Consider the following 19,221-nt stretch of genomic DNA (forward strand, 5'->3'; position numbering starts at 1 on the left):
CCTGTCATGACGCACGTGTCCGGAAAGCAGCGAGCACGCCTGGCGGTGGTGCTCGCCGCCGCGGTGGTGACGGCCGCCACCGCGTGCACCGGCGGCGGGGGCGCCGCGAAGGACGCCGCCGCCGGCTACGCCAGCCAGCCGGCGCAGTCGGGCAAGCCCAAGGACGGTGGCGCGGTCACGGTCGCGCTGACCCCCGGACTCAGCCCGAACTACATCTACCCCTACCCGCCGGCCTCGGCCAACGGGACGGTCATCGCCCGCGGCCTGATGTGGCGCTCCCTCTACCGGCCCAGCGGGGAGGGCGACCAGGTCGCCGACGCCGAGCTGAGCCTGGCCGAGCCCCCCGCCTACAGCCCCGACCGCAAGACCGTGACGATCAAGATGAAGGACTACAAGTGGTCCGACGGCACCCCGGTCACGGCCGAGGACGTCGTCTTCTCCCTCACCCTGCTCAAGGCGGCGCTCGCGGAGAGCCCGGCCAACTGGAGCTTCTACACGCCCGGCCAGTTCCCCGACGGGGTCACCGCCAAGGCCGCCGCGCCGGACACGCTGACCCTCGCGCTGGAGACCGCGTACAACCCGTCGTACCTGATGTCCATGCTCACGCTGCTGTACGTGATGCCGTCCAAGGCGTGGAACGTCGACCGCGCCGGCGGGCCGCACCTGGACTACACCGAGCCGAAGAACGCCAAGGCGATCTACAAGTACCTCACGAAGGAGTCGGAGTCCCAGTCCACGTTCGCCACGAACCCGCTGTGGCAGGTGGTCAACGGGCCGTTCCGGCTCAAGAGCTTCGACCCGACGACGGGGTCGTTCTCGCTGGCGCCCAACGAGTCCTACAGCGGGCCCGGCGAGTCGCGGCTCGACCAGGTCGACTTCAAGGCGTTCACCTCCGCCTCGGCGGTGCTCAACCAGTTCAAGGCCGGCAACCTCACCGTCGGCACGCTGGACTCCAGCTTCATCGCCCAGATCGGCGCGCTGAAGGCGAAGGGGTTCAACGTCTACGGTGCGCCCGCGCCCGCCCGGTTCGACGCGCTGACCATCAACTTCGGCAACACGGTGAACGGCTTCGACAAGATCATCGCCCAGCCGTACGTCCGGCAGGCCCTCCAACAGCTCATCGACCAGCCGGGCTACATCGCAGGCCGGGGCATCTACAACGGCGCCGGGTCGCCGAACTACAGCACGGCGGGCAGCGGCTCGCCGTACCCGCCCGCGTTCGGCGGGACGCCGCCGTACCCGCACGACCCGGCGGCGGCGGAGAAGCTGCTCACCGGCAACGGCTGGCAGGTCACTCCGAACGGCGCCACCACCTGCGCGCGCCCCGGCGACGGGCCGGGCGAGTGCGGCGCCGGCATCCCGCGCGGCCAGAAGATCAGCTTCACCCTGGCCTCCGCGAACACCCCCGCCTACGTCGGCGCCCGGGACGTCGCCTTCGCCTCGGCGGCCAAGAAGCTCGGCATCGAGGTCAAGATCGTGACCAAGTCCCTGACCTACATGTACAGCAACTACGGCAACACCTTCGCGCCCGCGAGCAGGAACGAGTGGGCGATGCAGGACTACGGGCCGCTCTACCTGGCGGCCGGTTACCCCAGCAGCAACACCGTGTTCAACACCAAGGGCAGCTTCAACCTGGGCAGCTATGGCAACGCCGAGGTGGACCGGCTGATCGACGCCTCCACGTTCGGGGCCGACGCCAAGGCCCTGTCGGCCGAGGTGACCCGGATCGCCGAGGACCTGCCCGTGTTGTTCTTCCCGACCCCCCACACCCTGGTCGTGTGGAAGGACACGCTGTCCGGCCCGCAGTCGTCGTTCCGGGCCCTGCTCAGCTACCTGTACACGCCCGAGCTCTGGTACTACCACGCATGATCCAGGAAGCGTTCGCCCGGCCGCTGCGCCACCTCGCCCCGGAGGCCGCCGACCTCGACGACGCCCGTACGGTGCGGGACCTGGTCGGGGACGCGCGGGTGGTGGCCGTCGGCGAGGGGGCGCACAACGTGCCGGAGTTCTACCGGCTCAAGGACCGGCTGTTCCGCATCCTCGTCCGGGAGCTGGGATTCTCGGCCTTCGTGATGGAGTCCGGCTTCGCCGAAGGGCTGGCCGTGGACGCGTGGGTCCACGGCGGGCCGGGGCAGGTCGAGGCGGTCGCCCGCGACGGCATCACCTACCGGTTCGGCGAGTGCGAGCCGATGCGGCGGCAACTGGACTGGATGCGCCGCCGCAACTCCGGCGAACCGGCGAAGGTGTCCTTCTACGGCATGGACCTGCCCGGATCGTCCACCTCGCCCGGTCCGGCGGTGCGCGCCTGCCTGGCGCGGATGCCGGCCCGGCCGGGCGACGAGGAGCTGCTGCGGCTGAGCGACCTGGGCGGCCGGACGGAGGCGGCGGTCCGCTACGCGGCCATGCCCGCCGACGCCCGAGCCCACCTGCTCGCGGGGCTGCGCGACCTGGCCGGACGCGCGTTCCCGCTCGGCGACCCGGTGCTGCGCCGCTGCGCGGCCTCCCTCCTGGCCTTCGCCGAGGAGGCCGAGGAGGGTGTGCCGCCGGACGGGCCCTACCCCCGGGAACGGTTCATGGCCGAGACCGTCGCCTGGGTGCTCGAACGCGAGGAACGGATCGTGGTGAGCGCCCACAACTCCCACGTCCGGCGTACGCCCTTCCACGGCCGTCCCACGCTGGGCGGGCTGCTCGCCCCGTCCCTGGGCGCCGGCCTGGTCGTCATCGGCAGCACCTACGGCCACGGCCCGGAGGTCCGCTTCACGCAGCGCTCGCCGCGCCCGTACGACTGCGACGTCTCCCTCGTGACGCGGACCCTGCCGCCCAACTGCGTCGAGACGCCGCTGGACCGCCTCGGCCCGCCCGTGACCGTCGTCGACCTCCGCCGCGCGCCGGGCGAGCTGTTCGACGGGATCGACGGCACGCTCGCCAGCGGCGGCCTCGACCCCGTGGACGACTTCCCGGCGGCCTACGACGCCCTGATCCACGTCCGCCGGGTCGGCCGGGTCCCCGGCGCCTTCGAACGGCTCCGCGCGGAGTTCGGGTCCGCCGCGCCGCCGGACGCCCACCAGCCCCCGCACCCCGAACAGCCGGAGTCACCGTGACCCTTCCCTACCCGCCCGCGCGCACCGTCGAGGTCGTCGAGGACGTCGCGGGCGTCCGCGTGCCCGATCCGTACCGCTGGCTGGAGCCCGAGACGCCCGAGGTGCGGCGGTGGCAGCGGCGGCAGGCCGAGCTGGCCGCCTCCGTCGTCTACGACGGGCAGGACCCGGCGGCCGTCCGGGACCTGATCCGGGCCTACGACAGCGGGTCCCGCCCGGCCCTGCCCAGGTACGCGGCCGGGCGCTGGTTCCGCGCGGTCACCCCGCCGGGCGGGACGGCGCCGGTCGTGGTCGTCGCCGACCGGCCGTACGGCGAGGGCCGGACCGTCGCCGATCTCGCCGTGCTCGGGACCGGGCGGGGCCCGGCGGTGTTGTCCTGGCTCGCGCCCTCGCCGGACGGCCGCGTCCTGGCTCTGGGCGTGTGCACCGACGGCAGCGAGCACAACACGATCCGGCTCGTCGAGGTGGACACCGGCCGGCCGCTCGGCGGCGCGCCGGAGCAGGTCCTGCACAGCGCATGGACCGGCGGCGTGTCGTGGCGGCCCGACAGCGGCGGCTTCTCCTTCTTCGCGCTCACCGGGCCACCGGAGGAGTTCGAGCAGGCGGTGTTCACCCACCGGCTCGGGCCGCCGGGGGAGACCGTCGTGGAGCCGGTCCCGGTCCCGGCGGGCTCCCGGGAGTACACGCTCGTGCAGTTCTCGCCGGACGGCCGGTGGGCCGTGGCCGCCCACCGGGTGGGCAGCCCGATCCCCGTCGCGGTCCGCGACCTGTCCGAGCCAGGGGCGGCCTGGCGTCCCTTCGTCACCCGGTGCGCCGGCACGGTCGCCGGGCACGTCGTCGGCGACCGCTACGTGGCCGTGACCGACGTCGGCGCCCCGCGCGGCCGGGTGGTCGCCATCCCGCTCGACGCCGCCGACCCGGACGACCCGTCGGGGTGGACCGAGCTGGTCCCCGAGGGCGACACGGTGTTGCGCTCCCTCACCCCGGTCGGCGAGCACCTGTACCTCAGCGAGTTCGACCGCACGTTCGCCAGGGTCCGGATCATCGACCGCGCGGGCGCCGTCACCGGCGAGGTGCCCCTGCCCGGCCGGGGCGCGCTGGCCGCCCCCTTCTTCGCCCTGACCGCCCTGGCCACGGGCCTCCCCGCCGACGACTTCGTCTTCGCCTTCTCCACCCTGACCAGCTCCTGGGGCGTCTACCGGCACCGCCCCGGCGAGAGCGGGCCGCAGACGCTGGCGGCCCCCGCCGTCACCCTCGACGCCGAGGTGGTGGAAGGCCGCGCGCTCGCCGCCGACGGCGTCGAGGTGCCGTACCACGTGGTGCGGCCGGCCGGAGTCGACCCGGCGCTGCCCGCGCCGACGCTGATCTCCGCGTACGGGGCCGCCAACGTGCCCCTCCTTCCCCAGTACCAGCCCGACCTGGCCGCCTTCGTGGCCGCCGGGGGCGTGCTGGTCCAGGCGTACCTGCGCGGGGGCGGCGAGTTCGGCGGCGACTGGTACCGGGCCGCGCACCGGGAGCGGCGGCACGTACGCGACTCCGACCTCGTAGCGGTCGCCGAGCACCTGATCGCGCAGGGCGTGACGGCCGCCGACCGGCTCGCGCTGACCGGCGGCTCCGACGGCGGGCTCATGTGCGGGATCGCCGTCACCACGCGGCCCGAGTTGTGGCGTGCCGTCCTGCCGCGGGCGCCGCTGCTGGACCTGATCGGCGGCACCCGCGACCCGTACCTCGACTTCGTCATCCGCAAGGCGTGGGCCGACCCGGACGACCCCGAGGAGGTCAGGCGGTTGCTGCGGATGTCCCCGTACGAGCTGGTCCGTCCCGGTGTCTTCCCCGCGGTCTACCTCCAGGCGGGGGCGGCCGACCCGCGCTGCCGTCCCTGGCACGCGCGCAAGTTCGCCGCCCGCCTCCAGGCGGCCCAGCAGGGGAGGGAGCCCGTCCTGCTGCACGTCTTCGACGACGCCGGGCACGGCGCGGCCACCCCCCATGACGTGGCGGTCGAGCAGGACGCCGAATGGCTGGCGTTCCTGATCGGCACGCTCGGCCTGCGCGGCGCGGTCAGTCGTCCGGGGCCGACCTGATCGACATCAGGCGCAGCTGCAACATGGCCGACAGGCGCGCGTCCGGGGCGCCGAGGTCGAGGCGGCCGACCTCGGCGGCCCGCCGCAGCCGGTAGCGGAACGTGTTGGGGTGCACGAACATCGCGGCGGCGGCCACGGAGACGTCGCCGAACGCGTCGAGCCAGGCGCCCAGCGTCTCGACCAGGCTGCTCTGGTGCTCCCTGTCGTAGGCGACGATCCGGGCGATCGACCCGCTCGGCACGTCGTCCCGGGGGACGAGGTCGGCGAGCTCCAGCAGCAGCGCGTCCACGTGCACGTCGTCCAGGCGGGCCACCTGCCGCCCGGCGGCCCCGGAACGCAGGACGCGCAGCGCCCGATCGGCGCCCGAGCGCGACCGGGCGAGCGCCGAGCAGTCGCCGGCCGGGCGGCCCACCCCGATCAGCGGGCGCAGGCGGGAGCCGACGCGGGCCAGGAACTCGGCGGCGACCCAGACCGCGCGTTCCTCGGCGTCCTGCCGGTTCTGCGGGAGGGGCAGGATGCCGTACGCGACGTCGCCGACCAGCGCGGCGGCGGCCCGGGGATGCACGGCCGACAGGTGCATGGCGAAGGCGTCGGCGAGCCGCTTGCGTTCGGTGGCGAGCTGCGCGGGCAGCGGGTTCTCGCCCGCCGGGCCGACCACGGTGAGCGCGAGCACGACCGCGGGCTCGTCCTTCAGGCCGAGGCGGCGCGCGGCCTCCAGGGCTCCTGGCCCGCTCTCCAGCGCCGTGCCCAGCAGCTCCACGCGCAGCCGGCGTTCCATGTCGGCGTCGGCGCGCTGCCACACCATGTGCATGGCGACCAGCTTGGACGCCTCGTAGAGCGCCTGGCCGCGCTCCTCGTCCAGGGGCGCGGGGACGACGACCCAGATCGTGCCGAGGATCTCGTCGCCGGCGCGTACCGCGATCGCCGTCCGGGGCAGGGCCGGCGGTTGCATCGTGCCGTCCGGGTCGGGCAGGGGCGCCACGAAGACGGGCCGGTCGCTGCGGTAGATCGCCTGGAACACGCCGCGTTCCTCCAGGATGCGGGTGTACTGCTCCGGGACCTGCCGGCCGAGGATCGTCCGCACGCGAGAGGTGTCGGTGTCCTCCTGGCGGCTGGAGAAGGCCAGCAGCCGCGAGTTGCGGTCCTCGATGGTGACGGGCGCGTCGAGCAGCGCGGCGATGGCGTTGGCGACGGCGAACAGGTCGCCGGACCGGATCCGGCCGACGGTGGGGGCGTCGGCGTCGTTCCGGCCGCTCTCGGACGTCAGCGTGCGCAACATGCCCGCCAGGTGCGTCCAGGACGCGCCGCGGGCGAAGGCCAGCACCGTCACGCCCGCCTCGCGCGCCGCCGCGGCCAGCTTGTCGTCGGCGACGACCGGGGCGCGGACGATCAGCGCGGCGGCGCCGTGGCGGCCGAGCCGGGTCACGACCCGGGTGATGTCGGCCGGGTCGTGCAGGCCGACGCCCAGGACCAGCGCGTCGCGGGGCAGCTCGGGCTCGTCGAGCGGGTCGTGGATGACGACGCCGCCGACGTCCTGGGCCAGCCGGGCGTCGCCGCAGACGACGTCGAGCAGGGTGGTACCGAGCTCCTCCAGGACGCGGCCCAGGCTGGCGCGCGGGAGGCCGGTCACGGGGACAAGCACGCTCCCGAAGCTAGCGCCGCCACGGTGGGGCGTCGTTCGTCCGGCATGACGAAATGCTACCCGCGCATCCGTCCAAATGGACGAACCCTGACGAACTGCTCCCCGCACCTCCGTCCGGACGGACGAAGCATCAGGACGGACGAGCCGGTCAGGACGGCAGCGGGACCCAGGTCGTCCTGACCGTGACGTCGTCCAGGACCTCCGGGATCGGGGTGACGCCGATCCCCGGCCCCTCCGGTACGGCGAGGTGCCCGTCCACCAGGCGGAACGGCGGCGTGAGGTCGGTCCGGTAGTAGCGGTCGGAGGCCGAGGTGTCGCCCGGCAGCAGGAACCCGGGCAGCGCGGCCAGCGCGATGTTGGCGGCCCGGCCCACCCCGGTCTCCAGCATGCCGCCGCACCACACCGGCACGCCGTGCGCCGCGCACACGTCATGAATGCGCCTGGCCTCCAGGTGACCACCCACGCGGCCCGGCTTGATGTTCACCACCTGGCAGGCCCCGAGCGCGATCGCGTCGGCGGCGGCGCGGGCCGAGACGATCGACTCGTCCAGGCAGACCGGCGTGGTGATCCGCTCGGCCAGCCGGGCGTGCCCGATGAGGTCGTCCTGCGCGAACGGCTGCTCGATCAGCAGCAGCCCGAACGGGTCCAGGCCGGTCAGGTGCCGCAGGTCGGCGCGCCCGTACGCGGTGTTGGCGTCCACCTGGAGCGGGATGTCGCCGAACCGCTCGCGTACGGCCCGGACCGGCTCGATGTCCCAGCCGGGCTCGATCTTCAGCTTGATCCGCAGGTAACCCGCGTCCAGGTATTCGGCCACGGCGTCGAGCAGCGCCGGGATCGACTCGGTGATCCCCACCGAAACCCCGCACGGCACGGTGTCGCGTACGGCGCCGAGCGCCTGGCCGAACGGGACGCCGCGGGCCCGCAGGTCCGCGTCCAGGACGGCCGTCTCCAGCGCGGCCTTGGCCATGCGGTGCCCCTTGAACGGCGCCAGCGCCGGGGCGACCCGGTGCGCGTCCAGGTCCGGCACCCCGGCCAGCGCCGGGATCAGGTAGCGGGCCAGGACGTCGGCGGCGGCGTGCGTGTACTCCGAGGAGTACAGGGGCGCCGTGCCCGCGCCGCACTCGCCCCAGCCCTCGGCCTCGCCGGTGACCACGCGCACCAGCAGCGCCTCCCGTACCGTCTCGGTGCCGAACGACGTGCGGAAGGGCGTCACGAGCGGCATCTCGACCGTACGGATCTCGACCCCAGTGATCTTCACTCCGACTCCTGTCTGTCCACGATGTACCAGCCTGTCCGGTCGAATCCGCGTACCCGCGCGCCCCCGGCGAGCAGGTCGCCCAGCACGTCCCGCAGCGCGCCGCGCCAGTCCGCGGCGCGGGCCGGGTCGCTCTCGCGCATGGCCTCCACGTCGCCGGGGATGCCGACCAGCACCGTGGGCGTGCCGGCGTACCGGACCAGCGGGCCGCCCGCCGCCGAGACCTCCAGCGCCACGGCCGCGCCCGCCGCGCGGGCCGCCGCCGCGTCCGCCTGCCTCGGCCGGCCCGCGCAGGCCGCCTCGACGCCGGGCGTCTCCAGCCGCCACCGGACCAGGACGCGGTCGGTGTCGTCGGCGCGGTTGATGTCGTCGTCCATGGGGCCGTAGAAGTTCGGCAGGTACTCGGCCGGATCGGCGCCCAGCTTGGCCAGGTTGAAGTACGCGTTGCGGCGTACCAGCGGATCGTAGGTCCAGGAGATCTCGCCGACGCCGCGCGACATCGCCCAGGCGCGCTGGTGCAGCTTCATCGCGAAGCCGACGTTGCGGCCCTGCGTGCTCGCCAGCACGCCGGCGATGTGACTGTGCAGCGCCCCGCGCGCCGGCGGGGAGAAGAAGCCGAAGCAGGCGCCCACCATCCGGTCCCCGTCGAAGGCGCCGCTCACGTAGCTGCCCGCCTTCGCCATCGCGCGCAGCAGGTCGGCCGTCACCGGCGGGTTGTTCTCGCCCGTACGCCAGATGTGCTCGTACAGGCGGCGGACGGCCTCCAGCTCGCCGACGCTGTCCAAGGGGCGGATGTCGATGCCCGCGCCGTCCGCGGCGGCCCGTGCCGCTTCGCAGGCGGCCTCGACGAGCCGGGACTCGCGGCGGTCACGGATGAGATCAGTCACGCCGGTCATGGTCGCAGCCGCTTCCGTCCCGTAGCTGGTCGGCGAGCACCGGGCGGTGGCGCCGGTTTCGTCCGGGTGGACAACCGGCGGCGTCGCCGCCCGGCCGGGCCCTCTCCGCCGCCAGCAGCTCGGCGACCAGCGCGGCGAGCAGCCGGGTCCGTCCCGGCAGCTCCGCGACCAGCACGTGTTCGTCGTCGGCGTGGGCGCCGCCGCCGACCGCGCCGAGTCCGTCCAGGGTGGGCGTGCCGGTCCCGGCGGTGAGGTTGCCGTCGGAGGCGCCGCCTACGGCGACCGAGGCGAGCGGGCCGATCCCGAGCGCGCCGGCGAGCCGGCGGGCCCGGTCGAACAGCTCCCGCGACGCCGAGGCCGGGAGCGGCGGCCGGTTCGGGCCGCCGCCGACCGCCACACCCGCGCCGGGCAGCACCGGCCGCAGCGCCCGCATCGCCGCGTCCACGCGCCGCTGCTCGGCGGCGTCCCGTACGCGCACGTCCACCTCGAAGCGGGCCCGCGCCGGGACGGTGTTCACGGTGGTGCCCGCCTCCAGGCGGGTCGGGGTGACGGTCGTGCCCAGCGCGGGGTCGGCCAGCGCCGCCACGGCCGCGATCTGGTGGCCCACCTCGACCGTCGCGTTCACGCCGCGCTCCGGCTCCAGCCCGGCGTGCGCGGCCCGTCCACGTACCAGGACCTCGTAGCGGGACACGCCCTTGCGCTCGGTCTTCAGCGCGCCGCCGGGACCGGCGGCCTCCAGCACCAGAGCCGCCGCGCACCCGCGTGCCTCGTCCTCGACCAGCTCCCTGGACGTGGGGGAGCCCGGCTCCTCGTCGCCGGTGACGAGGAGGGTCACGCCGTCCAGGTCGTCCAGGGCCGCCAGCGCGTGGAAGGCCATCACCAGCCCGGCCTTCATGTCGAAGCAGCCCGGCCCGCGCAGCACCCCGTCCCGCACCTCGAACGGGAGCCGCTCCAGCGAGCCGACCGGCCACACCGTGTCGTGGTGGCCGAGCAGCAACACCCGGGGCTCGCGGCCGAAGCGCCAGCGCAGATGGGTACGCCCGTCCAGGACGATCCGCTCGGGCCCGGCCCCCAGGAGGGCGGCGCCCACCTCGGTGACGGCCGCGGCGCTGCGGGCCACCGCGGCCAGGTCGTCCGAGGGCGACTCGCAGCGTACGAGCCGCTCGATGCCGGCGATCAGCGCGGCCTCCTGGCCCGGCGCGGTACGGCGTGGTGTCATGATGGCTGCCTCCGGTCGACGGACCGCCCATCATCGTGAACCACGACCAGGACGGGCCTGTCGGACCGGCCAACATCGCCCGCCCGGGTTGGGCCGCCACGACGACCGCGCCCGGCGGCTAGGGCAGCTCGGCGAACCGTTCGACGTCCTCCGTACGGCCGGAGACGATGATCACGTCGCCGTAGGCCAGCTCGGTGTCGGCGCTGGCGTAGGTGAACTCCTCCTCCCGGCTCTTCACGGCCACCACCGTGACGCCGTACTTGCGCCGCAGGTTGGAACGGCCGAGCGGGACGCCGATGTAGTCCTTCGGCGGATGGGTCTTGGCCATCGCGAAGTTCTCGTCCACCTGCATGAAGTCCAGCATCCGGCCACTGACCAGGTGGGCCACCCGCTCGCCCATGTCGTGCTCGGGGAAGACGACGTGATGGGCGCCGATGCGGCGCAGGATGCGGCCGTGCTGGCGGCTGACGGCCTTGGCCCAGATGTCGTCGATCTCCAGCTCGATCAGCAGCGACGTGGTCAGGATGCTGGCCTCCAGGTCGCCGCCGATGGCGACGACCGCCCGGTAGAAGTCGGGCACGCCGAGCTGGCGCAGCGTCTCCAGGTCGGTGGAGTCGGCGGTGGCGATGTGGGTGATCTGCCCGGCCAGGCTCTGGGCCACCTTGGGCCGGTTGTCGATGGCCAGGACCTCGGTGCCGCGCCGGGTGAGCCCCAGGGCGAGCGAGGTGCCGAACCGGCCCAGGCCGATGACCACGACGGGATCCGTCTTCTTGTCAGCCAACGATGACACGTTCCTCGGGTAGTTCGTAGCGGCGGGTGCGCTCCTTCAGGGCGAGCGCGGAACCCAGCGTGAGCGGGCCGATGCGCCCGATGAACATCAGCGCCGCCAGCAGCAGGTGCCCGGCCGGCGTGGTGTGGGCGGTGATCCCGGTGGACAGCCCGTTCGTGCCGAACGCCGAGACGACCTCGAACAGCACCTGGTCCAGGCTGTGCGGGGTGATGGCGAGCAGCAGGTAGGTGGAGACGGCGACCAGGACGACGCCGATCATCGTGATCGAGATGACCTGGCGCTGCGCGGACTCGGCCAGGCGCCGGTGGCCGATGTTCACCCGAGGCTCGCCCCGCAGCTCGGCCCAGATGATGAACGCCAGCAACCCGAACGTGGTGACCTTGATGCCGCCCGCGGTGCCGGCGCTGCCGCCGCCGATGAACATCAGCAGGTCGGTGGCCAGCAGGCTGCTCGGGTAGAGCTGGCCGATGTCCAGGCTGTTGAAGCCGCCCGAACGCGGCATGACCCCGGTGAAGAACGCGGCCAGCAGCTTGCCGGAGTCGTCGAGCCCGCCCAGAGTCCTGGGGTTGCGCCACTCGGTCACCAGGAAGATCAGCGTAGCCACCGCGAGCAGCACGAGCGTCACCCCGACGGTCACCCGGGTGAGCACCGACCAGCGGCTGGGCCGGCGCCAGGCGCGGGCCAGCTCGAACACCACGGGGAAGCCCAGCCCGCCCACGATCACCGCGAGGGCGATCGGCAGGCAGATCCAGGCGTCGGTGACGAAGCTCATCAGGTTGTCCGGCCACAACGCGAACCCGGCGTTGTTGAACGCCGACACCGCGTGGAACCAGCCCAGGTACATCGCGCGGCCCGGCGGCTCGCCGTAGCCGGTCATGAAGCGCCCGGTGAGCACGGCGGCGACGACCAGCTCGGAGACGAGGCTGAAGATGACCACGTTGCGCACCACGCGCCGCACGTCGGACATGCTCAGCGTCTTGGTCTCGGCCTGGGCGAACATCCGGGCGCGCAGGCCCAGCCGGCCCGCGACGAGGACGGTGAACAGCGTGGCCATCGTCATGATGCCCAGGCCGCCCACCTGCACCAGCCCGGCGATCACCACCTCGCCGAACACCGACCAGTGCGTGGCGGTGTCCACCACGACCAGGCCCGTCACGCAGACCGCGGACGTCGCCGTGAACAGCGCGGTCAGCCAGCCGGCCGACTCGCCGGAGTTCGTGGCCATGGGCGAGGTCAGCAGGGCCGTGCCGACCAGGATGAGGGCGGCGAACCCGGTCGCGATGACCTGCGCCGGGTGGTGGAACCGGGACAGGAAGACGCCCGTCAGCCGCAGTTGGTGCTTCATGGCACAGTCCGGCCGTTCTCGTGGCCCCGGACGCCGGACCGGGACGGCAGGCCGCGCGGCGGCGCGACGGCGCGGGCCGGCGGGCGGGGGACATGACGTGAGGCGAGCACGATCAGACGGTAGACCACCCACCGACCGCACCGTCACACGATGCCCCCACTCCCCCCGAACGGAACCCCGGCTCAGGGGACGAGGTCAGCGGGGTGGGCCGGTTTCGATGGTTCTGCGGGCGTCGGCCACACCGCCGCGCCACCACCCCATGGCCTCCACCCACCACGTCATGCCCGCCGCCGCGTACCCCTCCACCAGGCCGTCGGCGGCGCGGCCCTCAAGGGCGAGGTCGAAACCCTCCAGCGACCCCCGCTGAGCGGCCAGGAAGTCGGCCACCCGGGCGAACTCCCCGACCGGCACCGGCCGCTCCCGCCCGAAGTCCCGGAAGGTCGGCATCGCGCCGTCCCACCGGGCCGCCCGCCGGAAGCCCGCCAGGACCGGCCAGCGCCCCGGGCACCACACCGGGATGCGCGGCTTCTGGACGGGCCCCGGCGGCAGCCGTTCCCACAACCGCGTCAGCTCCTCCAGCCCCTGGTCCAGCCGGGCGGCGCGGGCCTTGAGGTCGGGGTCCTCGCCGAAGTCGGCGTACTCGGCGTCGAGCGAGCCGAGCCCCGCGCCGAAGACCAGCCGCCCCCCGGACAGCACGTCGAGCGTCGCGGTCTCCTTGGCCACCGTCTGGACGCGCCGCCGCGGCAGGGCCGTCATCAGCACCCCGAGCCGGATCCGCCGGGTGCGGGCCGCGATCGCCGACACCACCACCGTCGGGCTCACCACCGGCCAGCCGGGCTGGTGGTAGAGCAGGTGGTCCCAGACGAAGACGCCGTCCCAGCCGTGCTCCTCCGCGCCGACGGCGAGGTCGGTCAGCAGGGCGGGGTCACCGAACTCGCCGACGTTGGGCAGCCCGACAGCGAAGCGCACCATGGGGCAAAGGCTACGCCCGCGTCCCGCGTGGCCGCCCACGCTAAAAATGCGACAAAGACGATTCGGCGTCGACAAAGCCCCGAAGGTCACGTCAGTAGAGTGACAATCTCGTAGGCGATCACGAACGGGGCGCGATCGGCATGCTGGGGGAGGACACGCCGTACCCGATGCTGGTCGCCGACGCCTCGGGGACCGTCGAGCAGGCGAACGCGGCCGCCCGGTCGCTGCTGGGCGGCGCGACCCGCCTCACCCCCGACTGGCTCGCCCGAGCCCACCACGACCTCCTCGCCCGCCTGCCCGCCGCCGGGGGCGGGACGCCCGAGCCGGTTCGCGGGCCGGTCGGCGGGCGGGTGTTCGAGGCTCACGCCGTACGCGCCGGCCGTGACCGCGTCACCTGGTGGCTGGTCGACGTCACCGCCCGCGAACGCGACATGGAGGTGCTGCGGGCCGAACGGGACTCGGCCGCGTCCATGGTGGAGGCCGCCACCGAGCTGCTGTCCTCGCTCAACCTGGACCGCTGCCTGGAGGTGGCCGCCCGCCTGGCCGTACGGCATCTCGCCCACGCCGCGCGGGTCGTCATTCCGCTGGGCCGACGCCGGTACACGATCGCCTGCCACGACGCCGGCGGCGAGGGGGTGCGCAGGGACCTGGACATCGACCCGCAGGAGATGCCGGGGCTCGCCGAGGCGCTGCGCGCCTACCCGCCGGTGCCCGCCCGCTGGGTGGACCCCGCGCTGACCCCCGCCTGGGTACGGGGCGAGAACCAGGGCGAGGCGCGGGCCGCCGTGGTGATCTCGCTGCCCGGCTACGGACTGCCCGCGGGCGCCCTGATCCTGCTGCGCGACACGGCCGGCTTCTCCCCGGCCGAGGACGTGTTCGCCCGCCTGTTCGCCGCCCGCGCCGGCACGGCGATCGCCATCGCCCGCCTGTACGCCGAGCAGGCGGCCATCACCGAGACGTTGATGGCCGACCTGCTGCCGCCGATGACGCCGTACCTGGAGGTCGCCGACGTGGCGGCCCGCTACCGCGCGGCGGGCCACGGCGCGCAGGTCGGCGGCGACTTCTACGACGTGCACCCCGTCGCGGGAACGGGCGGGGCGTCGCTCGTGGTGCTCGGCGACGTCTCCGGCAAGGGACTGGAGGCCGCGGTGCTCACCGGCAAGATCCGCAACACGCTGCGGGCCCTGCTGCCGCTGGCCGACGACCACCAGCGCGTCCTGGAACGGCTCAACGACGTGCTGCTCGCCGGGCCCAGCCCGCGCTACGTCACGCTCGTGCTGGCCGGGGTCGAGCGCCGGGGCACGCAATTGGCGCTGCGGCTGACCAGCGCCGGGCATCCGCCGCCGATGATCGTGCGCAACGACGGCCGGGTGGAGGACGCCCGTACCCGCGGCACCCTGATCGGCCTGCTCGAACAGGTCACCAGCGTGACCGAGACGGTGTTCCTGGACCCCGGCGAGACGTGCCTGCTCTACAGCGACGGCGTCATCGAGGCCAGGGGCGGGCCGCTCGGCGACGAGATGTTCGGCGAGGACCGGCTGCGGGAGGAACTGCGGCGGTGCGCCGGCATGCCGGCCGACGCCCTGGCCGAACGCGTGCAGATGCTCGCCTCGCAGTGGGCCGGCGAGCGGGAGCGCGACGACATCGCCATCGTCGCCGTCGGCGCGCCGCGCGAGGCGCCCGGCCCGTCCGAAGGGCCGGGGACGTGAACGACGAGGCCGAGCGCTACGCGGAGGCGCTGCGGGCGGCGGCGACGGCCGGAGACGAGTACGCCGCGATCGACGCCGCGCGGGCCGCCCTCGACGCCGGGGTGCCCCTGGAGACCATGCTCCTCGACGTCGTCGCCGTCGCGCAGGCCCGCGTGGGCCTGGACTGGGTGGCCAACCGGCTCACCGTCGCGCAGGAGCACACGGCGACCGCCGTCCACGAGCGGGTGCTGGCCGTCCTGGCGCACGAACCGGCCGCGCACGGCCACCGGGCCGGGCCGTCCAAGGGACGGGTGAGCGTGGCGTGCGTGGACGGCGAGTGGCACACCTTCCCCGCCCGGCTGCTGGCCGAGGTGCTGCGGCTGCGCGGCTGGCAGGTCGACTACCTGGGCGCGCACGTGCCCACCGCGCACCTGGTCGTGCACGTGCACAGGACCGCTCCCGGCACGGTCGCGCTGTCGGGGTCGATCGCGACCCGGCTGCCCGCCGCGCACGCGGCCATCACCGCCTGCCAGGCGGCGGGCGTGCCCGTGCTCGTCGGCGGCGCCGCCTTCGGCCCGGACGGCCGCTACGCCCGGCTGCTCGGGGCCGACGCCTGGGCGCCCGACGCGCGGGCCGCCGCCGACCTGCTCGACGCCGGGCCGCTGCCGCGCCGGTCCGCGGCCGGGCTGAGCGCCGACCGGCCGCCGCATCTGGCCGGCCACGAGTACACCCTGCTCACCGAACGGGCGCCGGAGCTGGTCAGGGGCGTCATGGCCGACCTGGACGAACGTGTGCCGGTCGCCGAGGGCACGGAACCGGCCGGGCACACCGCCGAGGAGGTCGCGTACGCCGTCGACTTCCTCAGGGCCGCCGTGTACGTCGACGACCCCGCCCTGTTCGCCTCCTTCACCGGCTGGACGGCGCGCATGCTCGCCACGCGGGACGCGCCCGCGCGCCTGCCGGCCGTCATGCTCGACGCGCTGGACGCCCGGCTCGCCGGCCTGCCGCGCACCCGCGAGATCGTCGCCCTGGCCCGCGCCGGGCTGCGCTGACCGCCGTCGCGGATCAGCCGCGCTCCTCCCACGTGCACAGGCAGGCGTGGTTGCCCTCGGGGTCGGCCAGCACCCAGTAGCTCGGCGCCTCGCTGTCGCTCACCAGCCTGCCGCCCGCGGCCACCGCCGCCTCGATCCGGGAGCGGACCTGCGCGGGCTCCACCCACACGTCGAGATGCCAGCGCTGGCGGGGCTCCTCGTCGCCGGACGCCTGGAACCACACGTTCGGCAGCGTCCCGGCCGGGTCGCGCAGGTCGCCGCCCGCGTCGGGCTCCATCCCCGTCATCGCCGCCCAGAACGGCCGCACCGAGGCCCGGTCGGGCGTGTCGAGGCCGAGTTCGAGCAGCGAGACGGCCGAGGAGTCGAGCCGTACGCCCGCGTCGGCGGCCAGGGTGGAGATCGCGCGCGCCAGCCGGACGTCGCGGCCGGTGACCCCGCCCGCGTCGTGGCTGGTCAGCCGGACGTCCACATGCGTGTAACGCAGGTCGAGGTCGGGATGGTGGTTCATCTCCTCGGCCACGGCCCCGACGGCGTCGACGAGCGCGAGCCCGGCGGCGAACGTCTCGGTGTGGATGCGGGTCTGGAGGCCGCGGAGCAGGTGAGCCCACCCGGTCAGCCCCTCCTGCGCGATCTGCGGTCCGGTCAGCTTGGCCATGGCTCATTCTCGCAGGCGCCCGTCCCGGCCGGCGGCCGCCTCAGTCGAGGCAGAACTCGTTGCCCTCCGGGTCGGTCATCACGATGTGGCCGGCGCTCATCGGGGGAGCGGGCTCGTGGCGGGCCACCCGCGTCGCCCCCAGCTTGACGAGCCGTTCGCACTCGGCCTCCAGCGCCGCCATCCGCTCCTCCCCCCGCAGCCCGGGAGCCGCCCGTACGTCGAGGTGCACACGGTTCTTGGCGGTCTTGCCCTCCGGCACCCGCTGGAAGAACAGCCGGGGGCCGCGCCCGTCGGGGTCCTCGATGGCCGAGCGTGTGTCGCGTTCACCGGCGGGGACGCCGATCCCGGCGAGGAAGTCGTCCCAGGCGGCCAGCGGGTCGGCGCCCTCTGGCAGCTCGACCCCGGGCGGGCCGGGGTGCACGTAGCCCAGCACGTCGCGCCAGAACGACGACAGGGCCTTGGGGTCGTGGGCGTCGAAGGTGACCTGGACGTCGCGGCTCATCTGGTTCTCCGTCTCGTGACAAAGGGGTACGGGGGCTGCGTACCCCTTCCGCCACTCTGACACCGGCGGCGGACAGGTCGGGTCCGCCATCAGCGGCCGGGCAGGGCTTCCGCGGCCTCGCGCAGCCACTCCACCAGGATCGGCACCAGCGGGTGGTCCTGCCGCCGCCGGCGGGTGGCGATCCCGATGTAGCGGGCCGGACGCGGCGGGTTCAGCGGCACGAAGGCCAGCCCGGGCGTCTCGCGCGCCAGGCAGATGGACGGCACCAGGCTGACCCCGAGCCCGGCCGCCGTGAGCGCCTGGGCGAGGTGGTAGTCGCTGGTGGAGCCGCTGACCCGCAACCCGAACCCGGCCGCGGCGGCGTAGCCGCGCAGGAACGCCTCCGTCTTCGAGCAGCCGATCACCCACGGCTGCTCGGCCAGCTCGGTCAGGTCCACCGACGCCCGGCCCGCCAGCGGATGGGCGGCGGGCAGCGCCACCGACATCGGGTCCTCGGCCAGCGGCGTCCAGCTCAGGCCCGTACGGTCCCCCGGCAGCACCGGCAGCGGCCCGTCGAAGTGGTAGGCGACGGCCAGGTCGGCCTCGCCCCGCCGGACCAGGGGCAGGCTGTCCTCCGGCTCCCGCTCGACCACGTTCGTCTCCACCTGGGGATGGGCGGCCACGAACCGCGACAGCACGCCGGGCAGCAGCACGCGGCCCCCGCTGGTGAAGGTGGCGACGGTCAGCCGCCCCCGGCCGGAGGCCAGCTCGTCGATGCGCTCCCGGGCGTGCCGCAGCTCGGCCGCGATCGTCTCGGCCGTCTCCACGAGCAGCCGGCCCGGCTCGGTGAGGGCCACGCCGCGCGTGCTGCGGGTGACGACGGGCGTGCCGAGCTGCCGTTCCAGCGCGGCGATCTGCTGGGAGACGGCGGACGGCGTGAGCAGCAGCGCGGCCGCCGCCCGGTTGAAGCTGCCGTGCGCGGCCACCTCCCGCAGCACCCTGAGCCGGTGGGCGTCGATCAACAGTTCTCCTTAATACGGGGCCAGCAAGTCACCACTACCACTGTGGACCCCGTTCGGGCCAGTCTTGGCCGCATGCCCCAGATCTGCGTCATCGGCGGCAGCCGCTACTTCGGCCGCCACCTGATCCGCCTGCTCCAGGACGACGGACACCACGTGACCGTGGTCAACCGCGGCTCGGCGGCGCCCCCCGCCGGGGCCGACCACGTCGTCGCCGACCGGGCGGACGCGGCGGCCCTCGCCCGTGCCCTGGCCGGCCGGACCTTCGACGCGGTCGTGGACCAGGTCTGCTACACACCGCTGCACGCCGACGTCGCCCGCCGCGTGTTCGCCGGCCGCACCGCCCGCTACGTGATGACCTCCACCATGGAGGTCTACGACCCGGCCACCTCGCCGTCCCTGCTGCCCCCGGCCGCGACGCCGGTCCGGGAGGAGACCGTCGAGGCGGCGTCCTGGCCGGTGGACCCGGACCTGCCGTGGCGGTCGCCGGAGGCCGTGTCCCGCCTGCTGGGCGAGGCGGGCTCGTACGCGGAGGGCAAGCGGCAGGCCGAGGCGGTGTTCGCCCGGGACCCGGTCTTCCCGTTCGTCGCCGTACGCAGCGCCCACGTCCTGGGCGGCGGGGCGGCCGACTTCACCGGCCGCCTGCGGCACTACGTGGACCGCGTACGCGCCGGGCTGCCGGTCGTCGTGCACCGCGACCCGGCCCCCACGTCGTTCGTGCACCACGAGGAGATCGCCGCGTTCCTGCACTGGACGGCCACCCGGTCCGTGGCCACCGGCGCGCTCAACGCCGCCTCCCACGGCGCGCTCACCGTCACCGGCCTGTGCACGGCGATCGCCGCCGCGACGGACGCGCCCGCTCCCGCCTACCGCGTCGTGACCGGCGGCGAGCCGGCCTCGCCGTTCTCCTTCGACCGCCCGTACGCCATCGACAACGGCCGGGCCGCCGCGCTCGGCTTCCCGTTCACCGAGGTCGCCGGCTGGCTCCCGCGGGCCGTCGCCGACCTCCTCCAGGAGAGCTGAACCAC

16 protein-coding genes are annotated in these 19,221 nt (G+C 74.5%); 6 read left to right on the forward strand and 10 right to left on the reverse strand.

Annotated elements, in window-relative coordinates:
* The first annotated feature begins 6 nt into the window (after nucleotides 1-6).
* The 3 genes from IEZ27_RS19225 to IEZ27_RS19235 are packed head-to-tail and all read left to right on the forward strand — an operon-like array spanning nucleotide 7 to nucleotide 5,179.
* Nucleotides 7-1,869 carry an ABC transporter substrate-binding protein gene (locus IEZ27_RS19225; protein ID WP_189648496.1) on the forward strand — a complete coding sequence of 621 codons (1,863 nt, stop codon included), beginning with the start codon at nucleotides 7-9 and terminating at the stop codon, nucleotides 1,867-1,869.
* Complete coding sequence (locus IEZ27_RS19230; protein ID WP_189648497.1) at nucleotides 1,866-3,101, forward strand: erythromycin esterase family protein; 1,236 nt, start codon at nucleotides 1,866-1,868, stop codon at nucleotides 3,099-3,101. Before IEZ27_RS19225 ends, IEZ27_RS19230 begins: the two co-directional genes overlap by 4 nt.
* Nucleotides 3,098-5,179, forward strand: a complete 2,082-nt coding sequence (locus IEZ27_RS19235) for a prolyl oligopeptidase family serine peptidase (protein ID WP_189648498.1) — start codon at nucleotides 3,098-3,100, stop codon at nucleotides 5,177-5,179. Before IEZ27_RS19230 ends, IEZ27_RS19235 begins: the two co-directional genes overlap by 4 nt.
* Here IEZ27_RS19235 and IEZ27_RS19240 read toward each other — a convergent pair.
* The 7 genes from IEZ27_RS19240 to IEZ27_RS19270 form a co-directional block, all read right to left on the reverse strand.
* A complete protein-coding gene (locus tag IEZ27_RS19240) occupies nucleotides 5,157-6,821 on the reverse strand; it encodes a helix-turn-helix domain-containing protein (protein ID WP_229824124.1) in 1,665 nt (554 codons plus the stop codon). The genes IEZ27_RS19235 and IEZ27_RS19240 overlap by 23 nt on opposite strands.
* 148 nt (nucleotides 6,822-6,969) lie before the next feature.
* Complete coding sequence (gene menC / locus IEZ27_RS19245; protein WP_189648499.1) at nucleotides 6,970-8,079, reverse strand: o-succinylbenzoate synthase; 1,110 nt, start codon at nucleotides 8,077-8,079, stop codon at nucleotides 6,970-6,972.
* A complete protein-coding gene (locus IEZ27_RS19250) occupies nucleotides 8,076-8,963 on the reverse strand; it encodes a GNAT family N-acetyltransferase (protein ID WP_229824125.1) in 888 nt (295 codons plus the stop codon). The genes menC and IEZ27_RS19250 overlap by 4 nt, the downstream gene beginning before the upstream one ends.
* Complete coding sequence (locus tag IEZ27_RS19255; RefSeq protein ID WP_189648501.1) at nucleotides 8,956-10,191, reverse strand: M20/M25/M40 family metallo-hydrolase; 1,236 nt, start codon at nucleotides 10,189-10,191, stop codon at nucleotides 8,956-8,958. The genes IEZ27_RS19250 and IEZ27_RS19255 overlap by 8 nt, the downstream gene beginning before the upstream one ends.
* Before the next feature lie 118 nt (nucleotides 10,192-10,309).
* Nucleotides 10,310-10,972 carry a potassium channel family protein gene (locus IEZ27_RS19260; RefSeq protein ID WP_189648502.1) on the reverse strand — a complete coding sequence of 221 codons (663 nt, stop codon included), beginning with the start codon at nucleotides 10,970-10,972 and terminating at the stop codon, nucleotides 10,310-10,312.
* Nucleotides 10,965-12,326 (reverse strand): TrkH family potassium uptake protein, encoded by a 1,362-nt coding sequence (locus IEZ27_RS19265; protein ID WP_189648503.1) that lies wholly within the window; start codon nucleotides 12,324-12,326, stop codon nucleotides 10,965-10,967. Before IEZ27_RS19265 ends, IEZ27_RS19260 begins: the two co-directional genes overlap by 8 nt.
* A gap of 195 nt (nucleotides 12,327-12,521) precedes the next feature.
* Nucleotides 12,522-13,298, reverse strand: a complete 777-nt coding sequence (locus IEZ27_RS19270) for an LLM class flavin-dependent oxidoreductase (protein ID WP_189648504.1) — start codon at nucleotides 13,296-13,298, stop codon at nucleotides 12,522-12,524.
* Nucleotides 13,299-13,438: 140 nt separating this feature from the next.
* On the opposite strand from IEZ27_RS19270, the gene IEZ27_RS19275 reads away from it, so the two are divergent.
* Together IEZ27_RS19275 and IEZ27_RS19280 are read left to right on the forward strand one after the other, a co-directional pair.
* Nucleotides 13,439-15,007, forward strand: coding sequence for a PP2C family protein-serine/threonine phosphatase (locus IEZ27_RS19275; RefSeq protein ID WP_189648505.1), 1,569 nt, complete (start codon nucleotides 13,439-13,441; stop codon nucleotides 15,005-15,007).
* Nucleotides 15,004-16,038, forward strand: coding sequence for a cobalamin B12-binding domain-containing protein (locus IEZ27_RS19280; protein WP_189648506.1), 1,035 nt, complete (start codon nucleotides 15,004-15,006; stop codon nucleotides 16,036-16,038). Before IEZ27_RS19275 ends, IEZ27_RS19280 begins: the two co-directional genes overlap by 4 nt.
* 13 nt (nucleotides 16,039-16,051) lie before the next feature.
* On the opposite strand, the gene IEZ27_RS19285 is transcribed toward IEZ27_RS19280, so the two are convergent.
* The 3 genes from IEZ27_RS19285 to IEZ27_RS19295 form a co-directional block, all read right to left on the reverse strand.
* A complete protein-coding gene (locus IEZ27_RS19285; RefSeq protein WP_189648507.1) occupies nucleotides 16,052-16,693 on the reverse strand; it encodes a 4a-hydroxytetrahydrobiopterin dehydratase in 642 nt (213 codons plus the stop codon).
* A 40-nt stretch (nucleotides 16,694-16,733) separates the two neighbouring features.
* On the reverse strand, nucleotides 16,734-17,195 hold the full coding sequence (locus IEZ27_RS19290; RefSeq protein ID WP_189648508.1) for a VOC family protein: 462 nt from the start codon (nucleotides 17,193-17,195) through the stop codon (nucleotides 16,734-16,736).
* Between the two features lie 89 nt (nucleotides 17,196-17,284).
* Complete coding sequence (locus IEZ27_RS19295; RefSeq protein ID WP_189648509.1) at nucleotides 17,285-18,196, reverse strand: LysR family transcriptional regulator; 912 nt, start codon at nucleotides 18,194-18,196, stop codon at nucleotides 17,285-17,287.
* 72 nt (nucleotides 18,197-18,268) lie between these two features.
* Between IEZ27_RS19295 and IEZ27_RS19300 the strand changes: the two genes are divergently transcribed.
* Entirely contained in the window at nucleotides 18,269-19,216 is a 948-nt protein-coding gene (locus IEZ27_RS19300; RefSeq protein ID WP_189648510.1) for an NAD-dependent epimerase/dehydratase family protein, read from the forward strand.
* Nucleotides 19,217-19,221: the final 5 nt, after the last annotated feature.

Source organism: Nonomuraea spiralis (assembly GCF_014648435.1).
Taxonomy (GTDB): domain Bacteria; phylum Actinomycetota; class Actinomycetes; order Streptosporangiales; family Streptosporangiaceae; genus Nonomuraea; species Nonomuraea spiralis.